The sequence below is a fragment of the Streptomyces indicus genome, from assembly GCF_900100315.1.
Classification (GTDB): domain Bacteria; phylum Actinomycetota; class Actinomycetes; order Streptomycetales; family Streptomycetaceae; genus Streptomyces; species Streptomyces indicus.
Genome location: NZ_FNFF01000020.1, coordinates 29,728 through 47,765 on the forward strand (window position 1 = coordinate 29,728; position 18,038 = coordinate 47,765).

Below are 18,038 nucleotides of genomic sequence, written 5' to 3' on the forward strand. Positions count from 1 at the left end.
CCTCACATCCGGAAGACGCCGAAGCCACCGCGCGCACCCTCGTAGGGCGCGTTGTGGATCACCGACAGGCACAGGCCGAGGACCGTCCGCGTATCGCGCGGGTCGATCACCCCGTCGTCGTAGAGCCGCCCGGACAGGAACATCGGCAGCGACTCGGACTCGATCTGCTGCTCGACCATGGCGCGCAGCGCGGCGTCGCCCTCGTCGTCGTACGGCTGCCCCTTCGCGGCGGCGGAGGCGCGGGCCACGATCGACAGGACGCCCGCGAGCTGCTGGGGGCCCATGACGGCGGACTTGGCGCTGGGCCAGGCGAAGAGGAAGCGCGGGTCGTACGCGCGGCCGCACATGCCGTAGTGCCCGGCCCCGTACGAGGCACCCATCAGGACCGACAGGTGCGGGACCTTCGAGTTCGAGACGGCGTTGATCATCTGGGCGCCGTGCTTGATGATGCCGCCCTGCTCATACTCCTTGCCGACCATGTAGCCGGTGGTGTTGTGCAGGAAGAGCAGCGGGATGTCGCGCTGGTTGGCGAGCTGGATGAACTGGGCGGCCTTCTGCGACTCCGCGCTGAACAGGACGCCCTGCGCGTTGGCGAGGATGCCCACCGGGTAGCCGTGCAGGCGTGCCCAGCCCGTGGCGAGCGAACTCCCGTACAGGGGCTTGAACTCGTCGAAGTCCGAGCCGTCGACGATCCGGGCGATGACCTCGCGCGGGTCGAAGGGGATCTTCAGGTCGCCGGGGACGATGCCGAGCAGCTCCTCCTCGTCGTACTTGGGCGGCTCGGCGGGGCCCGGGTCCTCGTACGCCTTGCGCCAGTTGAGCCGGGCGACGACTCGGCGCGCCTGCCGGAGCGCGTCCTGCTCGTCGGCCGCGAGGTAGTCGGCGAGTCCGGAGGTACGGGCGTGCATCTCGGCGCCGCCGAGTTCCTCGTCGCCCGATTCCTCCCCGGTGGCCATCTTGACCAGGGGCGGACCGCCGAGGAAGACCTTCGCGCGCTCCTTGACCATGATCACGTGGTCGCACATCCCGGGCACGTACGCGCCGCCCGCCGTGGAGTTGCCGAAGACGACGGCGACGGTCGGGATCCCGGCGGCGGAGGACTGGGTGAGGTGTTTGAAGAGGGCCCCGCCCGGGATGAAGATCTCCTTCTGGGACGGGAGGTCCGCGCCGCCCGACTCCACCAGGTGGATGGAGGGGAGGCGGTTGGCGTAGCCGATCTCGTGCGAGCGGAACGCCTTCTTCAGGGTCCAGGGGTTGGAGGCGCCGCCGCGTACGGTCGGGTCGTTGGCCGTGATCAGGCACTCCACGCCCTCGACCACGCCGATGCCGGTGACCATGGACGCGCCGACCGGGTAGTCGCTGCCCCAGGCCGCGAGCGGGGACAGTTCCAGGAACGGGGTGTCGGGGTCGAGCAGCAGCTCGATCCGCTCGCGGGCGAGCAGCTTGCCGCGCTTGCGGTGCCGTTCGGTGTACTTCTCGCCGCCGCCGGCGAGCGCTTTGGCGTGCTCGGCGGCGAGCTCGTCGAGCTTGGCGAGCATGGCCTCGCGGTGGGCAAGGTAGTCGGGGCTCGCGGGATCGAGCGCGGACGGCAGCACCGTCACAGCAGTACCTCCGGTATCTCCAGGTGGCGGGAGCGCAGCCACTCCCCCAGCCCTTTGGCCTGCGGATCGAAGCGGTGCCGGGACGTGACTCCCTCGCCGAGCAGCCCCTCGACCACGAAGTTCAGGGCGCGCAGCTCGGGCAGAAGGTGGCGCGTGAGGGGCAAGTCCTCCGTCTCCGGGAGCAGTTGGCGGAAGCGGTCCACCGTCAGCTCGTGCACCAGCCACCGCCAGGCCGCGTCCGTGCGCACCCACACCCCGACGTTGGCGTCCCCGCCCTTGTCCCCGCTGCGGGCGCCGGCGACGGTTCCGAGCGGCACCCTGCGCACGGCTCCGGACCCGCGGGGCAGCGGCGGAGGCAGGGACGGCGGCGGTACGGGTTCCAGTGCGCGCGTGACGGAGGGGGCGGGGATCTCCCGCCGCGTCCCGTCCGGCAGCACGGCGACGTGCGGGACCTCGTCCTGCGGTACGTACGCGGCCTCGAACACCCCGTACGGCGCCCCGCGTCCGGGCGGTTCGGTGAGCGTGAAGCCCGGGTAGCCGGACAGCCCCAGCTCCACGGCCGCCCCGCTCAGCCGCCGCCCCACGAGCTCGGGGTCGGCGTCCCGCACGACCAGCCGGAGCAGCGCGCTCGCCGTCTCCTGGGTCGCGGCGTCGGGGCGGTCGGTGCGCACCAGCTCCCAGCGCACTTCACGGGGGCGCTGCTTGCCCCGGGAGAGGGCGTCCTCCAACTGAGCCTGTACGTAAGCCGCTTTGGCCTCGATGTCGAGGCCGGTCAGGATGAACTCGACCTGGTTGCGGTGCCCGCCGATCCGGTTGAGCCCCACCTTGAGCGTGGGCGGCGGAGCCTCGCCCCGTACGCCCTCGATCCGCACCCGGTCGGGCCCGTCCTCGGTCAGCCGTACGGAGTCGAGCCGGGCGGTGACGTCGGGCCCGGCGTACCGCACCGGCCCTGTCTCGTACAGGAGTTGGGCCGTGACGGTCCCGAGGTCGACCACCCCGCCCGTGCCCGGATGCTTGGTGATGACGCTGCTGCCGTCCGCGTGGAGTTCGGCGAGCGGGAAGCCCGGGTGCAGCATCCGCCGCAGGTCGTGCTCGCCGAAGAAGGCGTAGTTGCCGCCGGTGGCCTGCGCGCCGCACTCCAGGACGTGCCCGGCGACGACGGCACCCGCCAGCTGATCGTAGGCGTCGGCGTCCCAGCCGAACCACCAATCCGCGGCCCCCGTGACCAGCGCCGCGTCCGTCACGCGCCCGGTGACGACCACGTCCGCGCCGGCCTCCAGGCAGGCGGTGATCCCGCGGCCGCCGAGGTAGGCGTTGGCGGTGAGGACACCTTCGCCCCAGCCTCCCCGCGCCCGCAGGTCGTCGCCCTCGACGTGGGCGACGCGTGTCTCCACGCCCAGCCGCGAGGCCAACTCCCGCACTTTCGCGGCCAGTCCGGCCGGATTCAGCCCGCCCGCGTTGACCACGATCCGCGTGCCCTGGTCCCGTGCGGTCCCGAGGCACTCCTCCAGCTGCCGCAGGAAGGACTTCGCGTACCCGGCCGCGGGGTCCTTCATCAGGTCCCGGCCGAGGATCAGCATGGTCAGCTCGGCGAGGTAGTCCCCGGTGACCACGTCCACCGGGCCGCCGGTGAGCATCTCGCGCAGGGCGTCGTGCCGGTCGCCGTAGAAGCCGGAGGCGTTGGCCATACGGAGGGGGCGGCCCGGCTCCGGTGCGGTGGGCGTCACGGCGCGCCACCGCCGTCCGGCGCCCCGCCGCCCGCCGGCGCCCGCCCCTTCCCCGGCGGCCCCGCGAAGGCCTGCGCGAGGTCCAGCCAGCGGTCCGCGTCCGGGCCCTCGGCCCGCACGTCGAGGTCCGCGCGGTGGGCGCGCTGGGTGACCAGGAGGCAGAAGGCGTACGCGTCCCCGGTGACCCGCTGCTCGGCGCCCTCGGGCCCGTACACCCACAACTCGCCGCCCGGCGAACGCAGTTCGATGCGGAAGGGGTCGGCCGGCGGGTCGATCCCGCGGACGAGGAACGAGAAGTCCCGCGCCCGCACACCGATCCGCACCACATGCCGCAGCCGCTCCGTGGGAGCCCGCGGCGCGCCCAGCGCGTCCGCCACGTCCTGGCCGTGCGCCCAGGTCTCCATCAGGCGGCCCGTCGCCATGGAGGCCACGCTCATCGGCGGCCCGAACCACGGGAACTTCACGCCCTCGGGAGCCGCCCGCAGCGCCTCCTGGAGGCGGTCGCGCCCCGCGCGCCACCCCGCGAGCAGCTCGGCGGGACCGAGCTGAGCGCCTTCGTCGGCGGCCTCGTCGACGAAGGAGTCCGGCGCAGCGAGCGCCTTCTCGACCTCGGTACCGAAGGCGTCGGGGTCGGTCACGGCGAGCAGCGCGGCGCGGTCCGTCCAGGCGAGGTGGGCGATCTGGTGGGCCACGGTCCAGCCTTCGGCGGGCGTGGCCCGCACCCAGTCCGCAGCCTCCAACTCACCGACCAGTACGTCGAGTTCACGGGATTCCTCGGCCAGATCGTCGAGCACCGCCCGTACGACTTCGGACACGGCACGCACTCCCCTCGTGAGCTGTGTGCGGTGAGCATGGCAGCGGACCGGAGGCAAAACAAGCACACGTGCTTGAAAATCTCGGCGCCCGTGACCGATGACTTTCGCGGGGGCCTCCGGTCAGAGAGGGTGTAACCAACGCAGCCGATCTTTGGAGAACCCGAGATGCGCACCCTGATCAGCACCGCTTTCGTTTCCCTCGACGGCGTCATGGAGGCCCCCGGCGGCGAGCCCGGCCACCGCAGCTCCGGCTGGACCTTCAAGGACCTGGAGTTCCTGCCCGAGGCGTACGAGATCAAGGGCCGCGAGCAGGAGGAGGCCGGCGCGATGCTCTTCGGCCGGGCCAGCTACCAGGCCTTCAGCCCGGTGTGGCCGGGGATGGAGGAGTTCGCCACGTACAAGCCGATGCCGAAGTACATCGTCTCCACCACCCTCAAGCAGGACGACCTGGTCGACGGCTGGGGCGAGCAGACCATCCTGCGCTCCCTGGACGAGGTGGCCGCCCTGAAGGAGACCGAGGGCGGGCCGATCATCATGCACGGCAGCACCGAGCTGGGCCGCAACCTCTCGGACGCCGGCCTGATCGACCGCTACCACCTGATGGTGTTCCCGCTGCTGCTCGGCGCCGGCAAGCGCCTGTTCAGCGACACGGACAAGGACAAGCAGATGCTGAAGCTGGTGGAGCAGGAGGCCTACGCCAACGGCATCCAGAAGATGGTCTTCGACGTCGTGCGCTGACCCTCCGCCGTGGGTCACCCTGGATGGCATGGACATCCAGGGCCGGGACAGCGGGGACAGCGCGAGGACGGACACCACGGGCTCCACGGACACCGAGGAGCTGCGGCAGGCGCTCGAACGGGCCGTCCGCGGGGAGGTCGCGTTCGGCGCCGGGCAGCGGGCGCTGTTCACCATGGACGCGTCCAACTACCGGCGGGTGCCGCTCGGTGCGGTGGCGCCGCGGGACGCGGAGGACGTGGCGGCGGTGCTCGCCGTGTGCCGCGAGCGGCGGGTGCCCGTGGTGGCGCGCGGCGCCGGCACCTCGATCGCCGGACAGGCCACGGGAGTCGGGGTGGTCCTCGACTTCACGCGGCACATGGACTCGATCATCGGGATCGATCCCGAGGCCCGTGAGGCCGTGGTCCAGCCGGGGGTGATCCTCGACCGGCTGCGCGCCGAGGCGGGCAGGCACGGCCTGACCTTCGGGCCCGATCCGTCCACGCACAGCCGCTGCACGCTCGGCGGGATGATCGGCAACAACTCCTGCGGCTCGCACTCCGTGGCCTGGGGCACGACCGCCGACAACACCCGCCGCCTGGAGGTCCTCTCGTACGGCGGCGAGGCCTTCTCGCTCGGACAGGGCTGGCAGGGCGCGCCCGCGGGGCTACGCCCCCTCGTCGACGCGCGGCTCGCCTTGCTGCGCACGGGTTTTCCCGAACTGCCCCGCCGTATCTCCGGTTACGCGCTCGACGCTCTGCTTCCGGAGCACGGCGTCGACCACGCCCGCGCCTTCTGCGGCAGCGAGGGCACCCTGGGGGTCCTCACCGAGGCCACCGTCAAGCTCGTCGAGGCGCCGGCCGCCCGCGCGCTGGTGATCCTCGGATACGCGGACGAGAGCGCCGCCGCCGAGGCCGCGCCCGGACTGCTGCCGCACGGCCCGCTCACCGTGGAGGGCATGGCCACCGATCTGGTGCCGGCGCGCCGTGCGCAGCAACTTCCAAAGGGCGGGGCCTGGTTGTTCGTCGAGACGGGCGGTGCGGACGCGGCCGAGGCGCGGGCGCACGGCGAGCGGATCGCGCGCGTGGCCGACGCACTGGACGCCACAGTCGTCACCGATCCGGCCGCCCAGCGGGCCCTGTGGCGGATCCGCGAGGACGCCTCCGGAACGGCCACCCGCATGCCGGACGGTTCGGAGGCCTGGCCCGGCTGGGAGGACTGCGCGGTCCCGCCGGCCCGACTCGGCGCGTATCTGCGGGAGTTCCGCGCCCTGCTCACCGAACACGGGCTGCGCGGTACGCCGTACGGGCACTTCGGCGACGGCTGCATCCACGTCCGCATCGACTTCGACCTGCTCACCACGGAGGGCATCGCGGGCTTCCGCCGCTTCTCCGAGGACCTCGCGCAACTCGTCGTCGCGCACGGCGGGTCGCTGTCCGGGGAGCACGGGGACGGGCAGGCGCGGGCCGAGCTGCTGCCGCAGATGTACGGGGAGGATCTTGTACGGCTCTTCGAGCAGGTCAAGGGCGTCTGGGACCCGACGGACGGGCTCAACCCCGGCATGCTGGTCCGCCCGCACCCCCTCGACAGCAACCTGCGCTTCGCCCCGCTGCCGCGCGAACCCGTCCCCGTCGCGTTCGGCTATCCGCACGACGGAGGTGACTTCTCCGCGGCCGTGCGCCGGTGCGTCGGCGTGGCCAAGTGCCGTAATACGACGGCCGGTTCGGGGACGGTCATGTGCCCGTCGTTCCGCGCCACCGGCGCCGAGGAGCACTCCACGCGCGGACGGGCCCGGCTGCTCCACGAGATGCTCGCCGGCGAGGTGATCACCGACGGGTGGCGCTCGGAGGAGGTACGGGACGCCCTCGACCTGTGCCTGTCCTGCAAGGGGTGCCGGTCCGACTGCCCGGTGGGCGTGGACATGGCCACGTACAAGAGCGAGTTCCTGCACCAGCACTACGCGGGCCGCCGGCGCCCCCGCGCCCACTACACGCTCGGCCGCCTCCCGCGCTGGCTGCGCCTGGCCGCGCCCTTCGCACGGCTCGTGAACGCGGCCGTGTCCGTACGGCCGCTCGCCGCCCTCGCGGGACGGATCGCCGGGATCGCCCCCGAGCGGGAGATCCCGCGCCTGGCGCCGCGCACCTTCCGCAGCCTTTTCCGCGGATACGAGCCCCCCGCGCCCCCCTCCGCCACGCTCGTCACCCTCTGGCCCGACACCTTCACCAACCACCTCTCCCCCTCCGTCGGCGAGGCGGCCGTGCGGGTGCTGGGCGATGCGGGCATCGGGGTCGCGCTGCCGCCCAAGGGGGTGTGCTGCGGGCTCACGTACATCTCCACCGGCCAGCTCGACCAGGCGCGCAAGGTGCTGCGCCGCACGCTCGACCGGGTGCCGCTCGACCGGCCCCTGGTCGTCCTGGAGCCGAGCTGCGCCGCCGCCCTCCGGTCCGACCTGCCGGAGCTGCTCGGCGACGATCCGCGGGCCCACCGCCTCGCCGCCTCGGTCCGCACCTTCGCCCAGGCCCTCACCGAACTCGCCCCCGACTGGACCCCGCCCCGCCTGGACCGCCCGGCCGTCGGCCAGATCCACTGCCACCAGCACGCGGTGCTCGGCGAGGAGGCCGAACGGGCGGTGCGCGAGCGGGCAGGGCTGAGCGGCGAGCTGAGCGGGGGCTGCTGCGGGCTCGCGGGCAACTTCGGCTTCGAGCCCGGCCACCACGAGGTGTCCGTGGCGTGCGCGGAGGACCAGCTGCTGCCTTCCGTACGCCAGGCCGCACCCGACGCGGTGCTGCTTGCCGACGGCTACTCGTGCCGGACCCAGCTGGAACAGCTGGCGGGGCGGCGGGGTTCGCATCTGGCGGAGGTGCTTGCGCAGGCGCTGGACGCGCGCCGCGCAGGGGAACAGGCGGCGGGCACCCCGCCCGCCACGAGCTGAGCACGCCACGAGGCGAGAACTCCACGAGGTGAGACCCCGGACCGGAGTCGTCCGCGTCACGTGCAAAATGGGGTTACAAGCCTGACTTGGTCCAGTACCTTGGACGCAGTAGTCCAGGATGTTGAACTGTCGCAGGGGAGCCACCGTGAACGCACAGCCCGGGACCGACCGCAGCACCGTGGTCGCCGCGGGGTCTGCCGTCACCGAACCCGAGGCGGTCGGCGCACTCGGCCGCCTCAAGCGCCGCGGCACCCAGGGCAATGTGGGCGCGATCGGACTCGTCCTCGCGGCCGGGCTCTCCGTGCAGTTCGGCGCCGGGCTCGCGGTCAGCCTGATGCCGCGCGCGGGCGCCGTGGGCGTGGTGACGCTGCGGCTCGTGGCCGCCGCGCTCGTCCTCCTCGTGATCTGCCGGCCCAAGCTGCGCGGGCACTCGCGCCGCGACTGGGGCACGGTGCTCGCGTTCGGCCTCTCGCTCGCCGCGATGAACGGGCTGTTCTACCAGGCCGTCGACCGCATCCCGCTCGGTCCGGCCGTCACGCTCGAAGTCCTCGGCCCGCTCGCCCTGTCCGTGTTCGCCACCCGGCGCCTGGTCAACCTGCTGTGGGCGGCGCTCGCCCTGCTCGGCGTGTTCCTGCTCGGCGGCGCGGGCGGGTTCGGGTCGCTCGACCTGGTGGGTGCGGCGTTCGCCCTCGGGGCGGGCGCGATGTGGGCGGCGTACATCGTCTTCAGCGCGAAGACCGGTCAGCGCTTCCCGTCGGCGGACGGCCTTGCGCTCGCGATGGCGGTCGCGGCAGTGGTGATGCTGCCGCTCGGGATCGCGGAGGCGGGCTCGAAGCTGCTCGTCCCGACGACGCTGCTGCTCGGCATCGGTGTTGCGGTCCTGTCCTCGGTCCTGCCGTACACCCTCGAACTCCTCGCCCTGCGCCGCCTCCCCGCCTCCACCTTCGCGATCATGATGAGCCTGGAGCCGGCGATGGCTGCGGCGGCGGGCTTCCTGCTGCTCGACCAGGGGCTGGCCGTGGCGCAGGTGATCGCGATCGGGCTGGTGATCGTGGCGAGCATGGGGGCGGTGCGGACGCAGGTGGGTCGGAATCGGGTGGGGGTGGGGTAAGGGCGGTCGGGTGCGGGTGCGCTTCGGCTGAGGCGGAGCGCGTTTTCCCCTACCCGCCCCTTCCCGAAACCGGGGCTGCGCCCCGGACCCCCTTATCGCGCTGAACGCGCTCGTCCTCAAACGCCGGACGAGCTGAGAGTCACCCACTTCCTGAGAGTGCCCCGCCCCGCGGGGGTGCAGGGGGCGGAGCCCCCGCCAAGGGGGCCGCGGGGCGTCAGCCCCGCTCTCCCCTCCCCCGCCGCGGAGCGGCGGAGCAACGTGGGGTGTGGGGCGTCAGCCCCACACCCAGAACCCGCCGCGGAGCGGCGGAGCAGCGCGCCCCGGGAGGGGGCATCTCGCGGGGTGGACCGACAGACACCGCACTCCGGCGAGCCGCTAGGCTCGCCCCGTGGCTGAGATCCAGATTCCCGCTGACATCAAGCCCGCCGACGGCCGATTCGGCGCGGGCCCCTCCAAGGTGCGTACGGAAGCGCTCGACGCTCTGGCCGCCACCGGCACCTCCCTGCTCGGCACCTCCCACCGCCAGGCCCCGGTCAAGAACCTGGTCGGGCGCGTACGCGAGGGCGTGAGCAGCCTTTTCCAGCTGCCCGAGGGCTACGAGGTGATCCTCGGCAACGGCGGCTCCACCGCGTTCTGGGACGTGGCGACCCACGGCCTGATCGAGAACAAGTCGCAGCACCTGAACTTCGGCGAGTTCTCCTCCAAGTTCGCCAAGGCCGCCAAGCTCGCGCCCTGGCTGGCCGAGCCCACCGTCATCGCGAGCGACCCGGGCACGCACCCGGACCCGCAGGCCGAGGCGGGCGTGGACGTGTACGCGTACACGCACAACGAGACCTCGACCGGTGTCGCCGCCCCCATCAAGCGCGTGCAGGGTGCCGACGAGGGTTCGCTCGTCCTCGTGGACGCCACGAGCGGCGCCGGCGGTCTGCCGGTCGACATCACCGAGACCGACGTCTACTACTTCGCCCCGCAGAAGTCCTTCGCCTCCGACGGCGGCCTGTGGATCGGCGTCTTCTCGCCCGCCGCGATCGAGCGCGCCGAGCGCATCCACGCGAGCGGCCGGCACGTCCCGGAGTTCTTCAGCCTGCCGACGGCGATCGACAACTCCCGCAAGAACCAGACGTACAACACCCCCGCCCTCGCCACGCTCTTCCTGCTCGCCGAGCAGCTGGACTGGATCAACGGGCAGGGCGGGCTCGCCTGGTCCACGGCGCGTACGAAGGACAGCTCGGACCGGCTGTACACCTGGGCCGAGGAGTCCAAGTTCGCCACGCCGTTCGTGACCGACGCCGCCAAGCGCTCGCAGGTCATCGGCACGATCGACTTCAACGACGACGTGGACGCGGCCGCGGTCGCCAAGGTGCTGCGCGCCAACGGCATCGTCGACACCGAGCCGTACCGCAAGCTCGGCCGCAACCAGCTGCGCATCGCGATGTTCCCGGCGATCGACCCGGCGGACGTCCAGGCCCTGACGGCCTGCATCGACTACGTGATCGAGAAGCTGTAGATCGAGAAGCGGTAGAGCGAGGAGCGGTAGAGCGAGAAGCTGCAGTCCGCACCACAGCGCATTTCCAAAAGGGCCGGCACGTCAAGTGCCGGCCCTTTTGTTGCGGTCGTGTTGCATTCATCAAGGAATCCCGACTGCGCTTATCCGCGACATATGAAAACGCCGGGACCTTGGTCCCTAATACCCGGGCAAAGCCCGGCCCAAGAGTTCGGGAAAGCCCGCAGTTGAGCGGGCGGACGGGCCGCGGGACCTTCGGCGAAGGGCCCTGGTCACGGGCGTGCGGAGCCGAAACCAGCGGCCCAGGATGAACCTCATGAACAGTGCACCGGGGAACAAATCCCCGGTCCTGCAAGGAGGTTCACTCATGCGCAAGGCACTCACCGTCTCGGCGATCACGCTGGCCGCTTCGATGGCGATCGCCGCCCCGGCGACTGCTTTCGCCGCGGACGCGTCCCCGTCGCCCTCCACCTCGGCGACCTCCGCGGCATCGGATGACGGCACGGCGAAGAAGTCGGACGACGGCGCCAAGCAGGACGCGTCCGACAAGGCCCAGGCCAAGGTCGCGATCACCTCGACGCCGAAGGACAAGACGGGTTACAAGGCGGGCGAGCTGGTCACCTTCACGGTCACCACGTCCGGCAAGGCCAAGGTCTCCGCGTCCTCCGACGCGCTCACCGGCGTCTCCGTCACGGCGCAGGGCGACACGTCGTACACCGGCACGGGCACCGTCAAGGAGGGCTACGGCATCGGCACCGGCAAGCTCACCGTCACGGTGAACTACCCGGACACCGGCGCCCAGTCCACCGCCACCTTCCCGGTCAACACCGGCACCGCCCCCAAGCCCGACCCGGCCAAGGCCTCGATGTCCCTGTCCACCGACGGCGGCAAGGTGGGCGACAAGGTCGGCATCACCATCAAGTCCGGTGACCTCAAGGGCGACGCGTACGTGCAGTCCGATGTCTTCGGCGGCAAGGTGAAGCTGGCCCGGGACAAGTCCGCCGAGGGCACCTGGCACGGCACCGCCACCGTCTCGCAGGACGCGAAGACCGGCTACTACGGCGTCAAGGGCTACGTCGGCTCCACCCTGGTCGACACCGCGAAGTTCGGTGTCCAGGGCAGCGACAAGCCCACCCCGCAGCCCACCCCGGGCAAGTCCACGCTCGCCGTGACCCCGGGCTCCGGCAAGGCCGGCGACAAGATCGCCCTCACCGTCGACGCCCCGTCGATCAACCCCAAGAGCAACGTCTCCGTCGACTCCTCCGCCTTCGGCGGCAAGGTCTCGCTGACCCTGGGCAAGGACGGCAAGTGGCACGGCTCGGCGACCGTCGCCCAGGTGAAGCCCGGCCGCTACGACGTGAACTCCAGCACCGGCGCCAAGACCGGCTTCACCGTGACGAAGAGCGGTGCCGTCAAGCCGCTCAAGCCCTCGGAGCACAAGACCCCGCACGGCTCCGTGAACACCGGCATGGCTCCGGCCTGGGTCGACGTCCGCCATGGCTGAGACACGTACCCGCCGCGCCACGGCGGCCGTGCTCGCGGTGACGGCGGCGCTGACCGTCGCCGTCACCGCGGGCTGCTCCTCCTCGAAGCCGGACGACTCGGCGGCGTCCGCGCGGCAGCAGGCCGCGCACGTCACGCCGGTCTCCGTCCTGGAGCCCTCGGTTCCCGACCACCTCACGATCCCCTCGATCAAGGTGGACGCGGACCTCGACACCGTCGGCCTGGACAGCAGCGGCGCGATGCAGACGCCGCCGTTCGACAAGCCGATGGAGGCCAGCTGGTACAAGGACGGTCCGACCCCGGGTGAGAAGGGTGCGGCGGCGATCGCCGGCCACATGGACACCCCGCAGGTCGAGAAGGCGGTGTTCTACAACCTCAAGGACCTGAAGAAGGACCAGGAGATCGACATCCGCCGCGAGGACGGCACGACCGCCGTCTTCAAGGTGGACGACGTGGAGACGTACAAGAAGGCCGACTTCCCGACCGACAAGGTCTACGGGAAGACGGACCGGGCGGAGCTCCGGCTGATCACCTGCGGCGGCGACCTCACGAAGGACCGCCACTGGGACTCGAACGTCGTGGTGTTCGCGCACCTCACGGGCGAAACCGGCTCCTCCGGAGCTTGAGGAGATCGGACGAAGTCCGGATGCGGTCGCGATGGGGGCTCCCTTCGAAGGAAGGGAGCCCCCATCCGCGTACGCGAAGAGAACTCAGCGGCTCAGCTTCTGGAAGCGGCGTACCGCGAGCGGCAGGAAGACGGCCGTGAGCACCACCGGCCAGACCACCGCCATCAGGACGGCGTTCTCCTGGATCCAGCTGCCGTCGCCCGCCACCGGGTACCCGAACAGTTCGCGCGCCGCGGCACCCGTGGAGGAGATCGGGTTCCAGGCCGCGGCCGTGCCGAGCCAGCCCGGCATGGACGAGGGCGCCACGAAGATGCTGGAGATCATCGTGACCGGGAAGATGAGGGCGTAGAGCCCGCCGGCCGCCTCGGGGTTGGGCACCAGGAGGCCCAGCCACACGCCCGCCCAGATCAGGCAGAACCGCAGCAGCAGGATCAGCCCGAAGGCGCCGGCCATCGCGAGCGGCTCGCCGTCCGGGCGCCAGCCGAGCGCGAGGGCGGTGAGCGCCAGGATGGTCAACTCGGCGCAGGCCACCAGGAGATCGGTCACCGCACGACCGCCGACCACCGCGGACGGGGCCATCGGCATGGAGCGGAAGCGGTCGATGACGCCCTTGGTCGCGTCGTGCACCACGCTGGTCGCCGTGTTCATCAGGCCGAAGGCCATCGTCATCACGAACATGCCGGGCATCAGGAAGTCCCGGTAGGTGGCGCCGTCCTCGGAGCCCGGCACCTCCATCGCGCCGCCGAACACATAGGCGTAGAGCAGCACCGAGATGATCGGGAAGCCCAACTGCCAGAGAATCATGACGGGTTGGCGCTGGTAGTGGGTGAGGGTGCGGCGCACCACGTTCCAGGAGTCGGCGACCGCCCAGTACAGGCGCCGCTGCTCCCCGCTCTCGACGTGCAGGTCGACCTGCGTCCCGCCCTGTGTTCCGCCCTGCGCTTCGACCGTTCCGGCGCTCATGCCGCCACCATCGCTTCCCCGGACACCGGCTCGGCCGCGTCCGTACGGTGTCCCGTCAGGCGCAGGAACACGTCGTCGAGGCTCGGCCTGCGCAGTCCGATGTCCTCCACCCGGATCCCCTCGTCCTGGAGCGTGCGGGCCACGTCGGTGAGCGCGGCCACGCGCTCGCGCACGGGGGCGTGCACCCGCAGTCCGGTCCGGTCGACGGCGGGTTCGCCCAGGCTGACGCGGGCCACCACCTCGGCGATCCGGGGCAGGTCGGCCGCCTCGGCGGCCACGACCTCGACGCGGTCGCCGCCGACGCAGTCCTTGAGGCCGTCGGGGGTGTCGTCGGCGATGGCACGGCCCTGGTCGATGACCGTGATCCGCGAGGCCAGCTTGTCGGCCTCCTCCAGGTACTGGGTGGTGAGCAGCACCGTGGTGCCGTCCGCCACCAACTCCCGTACCGCCTCCCAGACTTCACCGCGCCCGCGCGGGTCGAGCCCGGTGGTGGGCTCGTCGAGGAAGAGCACCTCGGGCGCGAGGATCATCGACGCGGCGAGGTCGAGGCGGCGGCGCATGCCCCCGCTGTAGTCCCCGGCGTTCTTGCCCGCCGCCTCCACCAGGTCGAAGCGCTCGAGGAGTTCGGCCGCCCGCAGCCGGGCCCGGCGCCCGCCCAGGTGGAAGAGCCGGCCGAACATCTCCAGGTTCTGCCGGCCGCTGAGCATCTCGTCCACGGCCGCGTACTGCCCGGCGAGTCCGATGCGGCGGCGCACCCCGCGCGGGTCCTTCGCCACGTCGGTGCCGGCGACCAGGGCGCGCCCGCCGTCGAACTTCAGGAGTGTGGCGAGGGCGCGCACCGCGGTGGTCTTGCCCGCGCCGTTCGGCCCGAGCAGGCCGTGCACGGTGCCCTTGCGGACGGTGAGGTCGAAGCCGTCCAGTGCGTGCTTCTCGCCGTACCTCTTCTGCAGGGCCTCTGCCTGCACGGCATACGTGTCCACGGGGTCCTCCCGGTACCTCGCCCATCAACTGGGTACAGCGTACCCTATTGCGCGTACACTGTACCCAGTTAAGTCGGGGCGCCTCGTCCCGCCCGGCCTTCGGGCCTGCGGCCCCCGTAGCTCCGCCGCTCCGCGGCGGGGATGTGTGGGGGGGCTGACGCCCCCCCACACCCCCCGGACCGGGCCGGGGGGCGGGCCCCGAGCGCCGGAGGCCGGCCCCGCCCCCCGGTGCGCAGCCCGGCCAACCCGACGTGACAGCCCGATTAAGGTGATCCGTATGAGCGGCAAGGACAGCCCCGTCACCAGCGGCAGCGGAGACATCCAGCGCACCCTCGATCTGCTCTGGGGCACCGGGGAGCGGGCCACGCGCGGGCCGAAGCCGGCGCTCACGCTCGACCGGATCGTGGCGGCCGCCGTCGAGCTCGCCGACCGCGAGGGGATCGCCGCCGTCTCGATGCGCCGGCTGTCCACGGAGCTCGGCACCGGCACGATGTCGCTCTACCGGTACGTGCCGGGCAAGGCCGAGCTGCTCGACCTGATGCTGGACCGGGTGCAGGGCGAGGCCGTGCCCGAGGGCGCCGCGATCCCGAAGGACTGGCGCGCGTGCGTCGAGGGCATGGCCCGCGGCCAACTCGCCCTGTTCCGCAGCCATCCGTGGCTGCTCAAGGTCAACCAGGCGCGCACCGTGCTCGGCCCCAGCGCGATCCGCAGCATGGAGGTGGTGGTCGCCCCGCTGCGCACGATGGGCCTGACCGACCCCGAGCTGCTCTCGGTGATCATCGCCGTGACGAACTGGGTGACGGGCCACGCGCGGACCGAGGCGGACACCGTCGAGGCGGTCAAAGAGACCGGTCTGAGCGACGAGGAGTTCTGGGGCAGCCAGCAGCCGTATCTCGAACGGGCCATGCTCAGCGGGGAGTTCCCGCAGATGGCCTCACTGTCCGAGGACACCTTCAGCTACGAGTTCGACCACTTCGAGTTCGGGCTTCGGCGGCTGATCGACGGCTTCGCGGTGCTCGTCGAGGAGCGGGCCGCGGAGCGCGAAGAGGGCCGCTAGCGCTCCTCGCGCTTGAACAGCCCCTTCAGACCGAGCGCCGCGAGCACGGCCGCACCCAGCGCGAGCGCGCCGGTCGGCAGCCCGCCGTCATCACCGTCCCCGCCGCCGGAGTTGCCGCCCGAACCCCCGCTCCCGCCGCCCGGACCGCCCTTGCCGGGCGACTCGGGCGCACCCGGCGCCGCTTCCGGTACGACGTCGCTGCCCTGCCCCTCGGAGCCGAACATCAGCGTCGTGCCGTCCGGCGAGTACGCCACCGACTCGCCCTGCCGCTGGATCGGCACGTCCACGCGCTCCCCGTCCTGCGGCCGGCCGTCCTTCCAGGTGTACGACCGGGCGCCGAAGTAGCTGCGCAGCACGAGGACTTGGCCGTCCGGCGAGAACGCGCCGTCGGTGGCCCACAGGTCGATGTCCGCGATCCGCTTGAAGACGTTGTTCCGGCCCGGCTTCAGCTCGGCCGGTGCCTCGTAGAGGCCGCCCGTGCCGTCGTCCTTCTTGTCGGCGATGTAGACCTTCCCGGTCTTCGGGTGCACCATCAGCGCCTCGGCGTCGCGTGCGCCGTCCGCGTACGTGACGTCGTACTGCGTGGCCTTGACCGTACGGTCGGTGAGCTTGTCCGGCTCGGGCAGCCGGTAGATCCACACGTGGTCCCACGTGCCGCCGAGGTTGTCGCCGATGTCGCCCACGTACAGATCGCCGTCCGGGCCGATCGAGACCGCCTCGACGTCGCGCGCCTGCCCGACGCCTGCCAGAGTGAGGCGCGCGAGGGTCTTCCCTGACCTGCCGTCCACGGCGTAGAGATACGAGCCGTCGTCGCTGTCGTTGTGCGTCCAGTACACGCCGGGGTGCTTCTTGCTGGCCACGAGCCCGCTCGACTCGGTGATCCGCGGATCCTCGATGGTGAACCCGTCGGCCGTGCCGTCCGCGAGGGCGGCGGGCGCGAGGGCGAGCAGCAGGGCGGCGGCCCCGGCGGGGGCCAGGAGCCCGGCGGTGGCGAGGAGCGAGCGGCGCATACGGCAAGGCTGCCACCTTCCCGGCGCGTTCGGGCGTGTGCGGTGTCACATCGCCAGGCCACGGCCGGTCCGCGATGATGAGCGGATGCTCAGGCTCCTTTTCGTCGGTGACTCCATGACCATCGGCAGCGCCGGCGAACACACCTGGCGCTACCGCATGTGGCAGCACCTGCGGACCGCGTACGACGGTCCGTTCCAGATCGTCGGGCCGCGCACCGCGCTGCACGACAAGGCGCTGGACGCCCCGGTGTCGTACGAGTACGCGGACCCCGCCTTCCCGCAGCAGCACCTCGCGGGCTGGGGCGAGGGCTGGCTGCACATGGCGCCGGTCATCGAGGAGACGGTGCGCGAGAGCCGGGCCGGCCTGCTCCTGATCTCGCTCGGCCTGATCGACCTCGGCTTCTACACCGACGCCGAACAGACCGCGCGGAACATGCGCACGTTCATCGGGAACGCCCGCGCCGCCAACCCCCGTGTCGCCGCCGCGATCCTGCCCGTGATCCCCAACGTGCGGGCGCGGCACGACCCCGACTTCGCCGCCGAGGTCGCCCGCTTCAACGAGCTGCTCGCCAAGGCCGTGGCCGACCTCGACTCGGACCGCTCCCCGCTGCTGCTCGTCTCGCCGCCGCCCTCGTACGACCTCGACCTGGACACGTACGACGGCACGCATCCGAACGCGAGCGGCGAGCACCGCCTGGCCGCGACCTTCGCGGACGCGCTGCACCAGGCGTGGGACCTGGGCGGGCCGTACGAGGCCGCGTACTGAGCGGACGTACGAGGCCGCGGAGGGTGTGAAGCCCCGTACCGCGTCCTAGGTGACCGTCAGCTTGCCGCGCTTGAGCTGGAGCACCTGGTCCGAGGCCTCCGCGACCTCCCGCGAGTGGGTCACGACGATCACGCACTTGCCCTCGTCGTGCGCGAGCTTGCGGAACACCTCGATGATCCCGGCCGCCGTCTCGTGGTCGAGCGCGCCGGTGGGCTCGTCGGCGAAGAGGATGTCCACCTCGCAGGCGAGCGCGCGGGCGATGGCCACGCGCTGCTGCTGGCCGCCGGAGAGCTGAAGGGTGCGCCGGTTCTGGTCCTCGCGCTCGACCCCGAGCAGGTCGAGCAGCTCGACGGCGCGCTGTTTCCTGCGGGAGCCGCGCATGCCCCGTACGCCCGTGATCTCCATCGCGGAGGTGATGTTCTGGACCGCCGTCATGTACGTGAGGAGGTTCAGGGACTGGAACACGGTGGCCGCGTGCCGGTTGCGGTAGCGGCCGAGGCCCAGCTCGGCGATGTCCCGGCCGCGGAAGCGGACCGTGCCGGTGGTGGGCGAGTCCAGGCCGCTCGCCAGGGACAGGAGCGTGGACTTGCCGCTGCCGGAGGGGCCGACCACCGCGTACATGCGGCCGGACTCGAAGGCGAAGTCGGCGTTCTTCAGGACGGTGCGGCGGCGGTTGCCTGACTCGTACGCCCTGGAGACGCCGGTCAGTTGAAGGATCGGAGCGGTCAC

At 71.9% G+C, this 18,038-nt stretch carries 15 protein-coding genes; 8 read left to right on the forward strand and 7 right to left on the reverse strand.

What is annotated here, in order from left to right; translation table 11 throughout:
* Nucleotides 1-2 precede the first annotated feature (2 nt).
* The 3 genes from BLT97_RS32490 to BLT97_RS32500 are packed head-to-tail and all read right to left on the reverse strand — an operon-like array spanning nucleotide 3 to nucleotide 4,143.
* Complete coding sequence (locus tag BLT97_RS32490; RefSeq protein ID WP_093616754.1) at nucleotides 3-1,601, reverse strand: acyl-CoA carboxylase subunit beta; 1,599 nt, start codon at nucleotides 1,599-1,601, stop codon at nucleotides 3-5.
* Nucleotides 1,598-3,289: an acyclic terpene utilization AtuA family protein gene (locus BLT97_RS32495; protein ID WP_093616756.1), complete on the reverse strand. Its 1,692-nt coding sequence runs from the start codon at nucleotides 3,287-3,289 to the stop codon at nucleotides 1,598-1,600. Before BLT97_RS32495 ends, BLT97_RS32490 begins: the two co-directional genes overlap by 4 nt.
* A gap of 35 nt (nucleotides 3,290-3,324) precedes the next feature.
* Nucleotides 3,325-4,143 carry a TIGR03084 family metal-binding protein gene (locus BLT97_RS32500; RefSeq protein WP_093616758.1) on the reverse strand — a complete coding sequence of 273 codons (819 nt, stop codon included), beginning with the start codon at nucleotides 4,141-4,143 and terminating at the stop codon, nucleotides 3,325-3,327.
* A 165-nt stretch (nucleotides 4,144-4,308) separates the two neighbouring features.
* On the opposite strand from BLT97_RS32500, the gene BLT97_RS32505 reads away from it, so the two are divergent.
* The 6 genes from BLT97_RS32505 to BLT97_RS32530 all read left to right on the forward strand — a co-directional run bounded on the left by BLT97_RS32505 (nucleotide 4,309) and on the right by BLT97_RS32530 (nucleotide 12,533).
* Entirely contained in the window at nucleotides 4,309-4,881 is a 573-nt protein-coding gene (locus tag BLT97_RS32505; protein WP_093616760.1) for a dihydrofolate reductase family protein, read from the forward strand.
* 28 nt (nucleotides 4,882-4,909) lie between these two features.
* Nucleotides 4,910-7,789 (forward strand): FAD-binding and (Fe-S)-binding domain-containing protein, encoded by a 2,880-nt coding sequence (locus BLT97_RS32510; RefSeq protein ID WP_093616762.1) that lies wholly within the window; start codon nucleotides 4,910-4,912, stop codon nucleotides 7,787-7,789.
* Between the two features lie 118 nt (nucleotides 7,790-7,907).
* Nucleotides 7,908-8,900, forward strand: a complete 993-nt coding sequence (locus tag BLT97_RS32515) for an EamA family transporter (protein ID WP_093616764.1) — start codon at nucleotides 7,908-7,910, stop codon at nucleotides 8,898-8,900.
* 388 nt (nucleotides 8,901-9,288) lie between these two features.
* Nucleotides 9,289-10,407 carry a phosphoserine transaminase gene (gene serC / locus BLT97_RS32520; protein ID WP_093616766.1) on the forward strand — a complete coding sequence of 373 codons (1,119 nt, stop codon included), beginning with the start codon at nucleotides 9,289-9,291 and terminating at the stop codon, nucleotides 10,405-10,407.
* Nucleotides 10,408-10,771: 364 nt separating this feature from the next.
* Complete coding sequence (locus tag BLT97_RS32525; protein ID WP_093616768.1) at nucleotides 10,772-11,908, forward strand: hypothetical protein; 1,137 nt, start codon at nucleotides 10,772-10,774, stop codon at nucleotides 11,906-11,908.
* Complete coding sequence (locus BLT97_RS32530) at nucleotides 11,901-12,533, forward strand: class F sortase (protein WP_093616770.1); 633 nt, start codon at nucleotides 11,901-11,903, stop codon at nucleotides 12,531-12,533. Before BLT97_RS32525 ends, BLT97_RS32530 begins: the two co-directional genes overlap by 8 nt.
* Before the next feature lie 84 nt (nucleotides 12,534-12,617).
* Here BLT97_RS32530 and BLT97_RS32535 read toward each other — a convergent pair whose 3' ends face one another.
* Nucleotides 12,618-13,496, reverse strand: a complete 879-nt coding sequence (locus BLT97_RS32535) for an ABC transporter permease (RefSeq protein WP_093616772.1) — start codon at nucleotides 13,494-13,496, stop codon at nucleotides 12,618-12,620.
* Nucleotides 13,493-14,476: an ATP-binding cassette domain-containing protein gene (locus BLT97_RS32540; protein ID WP_093616774.1), complete on the reverse strand. Its 984-nt coding sequence runs from the start codon at nucleotides 14,474-14,476 to the stop codon at nucleotides 13,493-13,495. The genes BLT97_RS32535 and BLT97_RS32540 overlap by 4 nt, the downstream gene beginning before the upstream one ends.
* Nucleotides 14,477-14,753: 277 nt before the next feature.
* Between BLT97_RS32540 and BLT97_RS32545 the strand changes: the two genes are divergently transcribed.
* Nucleotides 14,754-15,533: a TetR/AcrR family transcriptional regulator gene (locus BLT97_RS32545; protein ID WP_093616776.1), complete on the forward strand. Its 780-nt coding sequence runs from the start codon at nucleotides 14,754-14,756 to the stop codon at nucleotides 15,531-15,533.
* Here the strand turns inward: BLT97_RS32545 and BLT97_RS32550 are convergent.
* A complete protein-coding gene (locus BLT97_RS32550) occupies nucleotides 15,530-16,543 on the reverse strand; it encodes a WD40 repeat domain-containing protein (protein WP_093616778.1) in 1,014 nt (337 codons plus the stop codon). The two genes, BLT97_RS32545 and BLT97_RS32550, sit on opposite strands and share 4 nt — an antisense overlap.
* An 85-nt stretch (nucleotides 16,544-16,628) precedes the next feature.
* Between BLT97_RS32550 and BLT97_RS32555 the strand changes: the two genes are divergently transcribed.
* Nucleotides 16,629-17,309 carry a GDSL-type esterase/lipase family protein gene (locus tag BLT97_RS32555; RefSeq protein WP_093616780.1) on the forward strand — a complete coding sequence of 227 codons (681 nt, stop codon included), beginning with the start codon at nucleotides 16,629-16,631 and terminating at the stop codon, nucleotides 17,307-17,309.
* A 45-nt stretch (nucleotides 17,310-17,354) separates the two neighbouring features.
* Here the strand turns inward: BLT97_RS32555 and BLT97_RS32560 are convergent, their stop codons facing one another.
* Nucleotides 17,355-18,038 carry an ABC transporter ATP-binding protein gene (locus BLT97_RS32560; RefSeq protein ID WP_093616782.1) on the reverse strand — a complete coding sequence of 228 codons (684 nt, stop codon included), beginning with the start codon at nucleotides 18,036-18,038 and terminating at the stop codon, nucleotides 17,355-17,357.

Coding starts and splice junctions, on each gene's coding strand:
- BLT97_RS32555 (WP_093616780.1), top strand. CDS start 16,629: ATGCTCAGGCTCCTTTTCGTCGGTGACTCCATGACCATCGGCAGCGCC.
- BLT97_RS32530 (WP_093616770.1), top strand. CDS start 11,901: ATGGCTGAGACACGTACCCGCCGCGCCACGGCGGCCGTGCTCGCGGTG.
- BLT97_RS32525 (WP_093616768.1), top strand. CDS start 10,772: ATGCGCAAGGCACTCACCGTCTCGGCGATCACGCTGGCCGCTTCGATG.
- BLT97_RS32515 (WP_093616764.1), top strand. CDS start 7,908: ATGTTGAACTGTCGCAGGGGAGCCACCGTGAACGCACAGCCCGGGACC.
- BLT97_RS32550 (WP_093616778.1), bottom strand. CDS start 16,543: ATGCGCCGCTCGCTCCTCGCCACCGCCGGGCTCCTGGCCCCCGCCGGG.
- BLT97_RS32505 (WP_093616760.1), top strand. CDS start 4,309: ATGCGCACCCTGATCAGCACCGCTTTCGTTTCCCTCGACGGCGTCATG.
- BLT97_RS32535 (WP_093616772.1), bottom strand. CDS start 13,496: ATGAGCGCCGGAACGGTCGAAGCGCAGGGCGGAACACAGGGCGGGACG.
- BLT97_RS32545 (WP_093616776.1), top strand. CDS start 14,754: ATGAGCGGCAAGGACAGCCCCGTCACCAGCGGCAGCGGAGACATCCAG.
- BLT97_RS32510 (WP_093616762.1), top strand. CDS start 4,910: ATGGACATCCAGGGCCGGGACAGCGGGGACAGCGCGAGGACGGACACC.
- BLT97_RS32495 (WP_093616756.1), bottom strand. CDS start 3,289: ATGGCCAACGCCTCCGGCTTCTACGGCGACCGGCACGACGCCCTGCGC.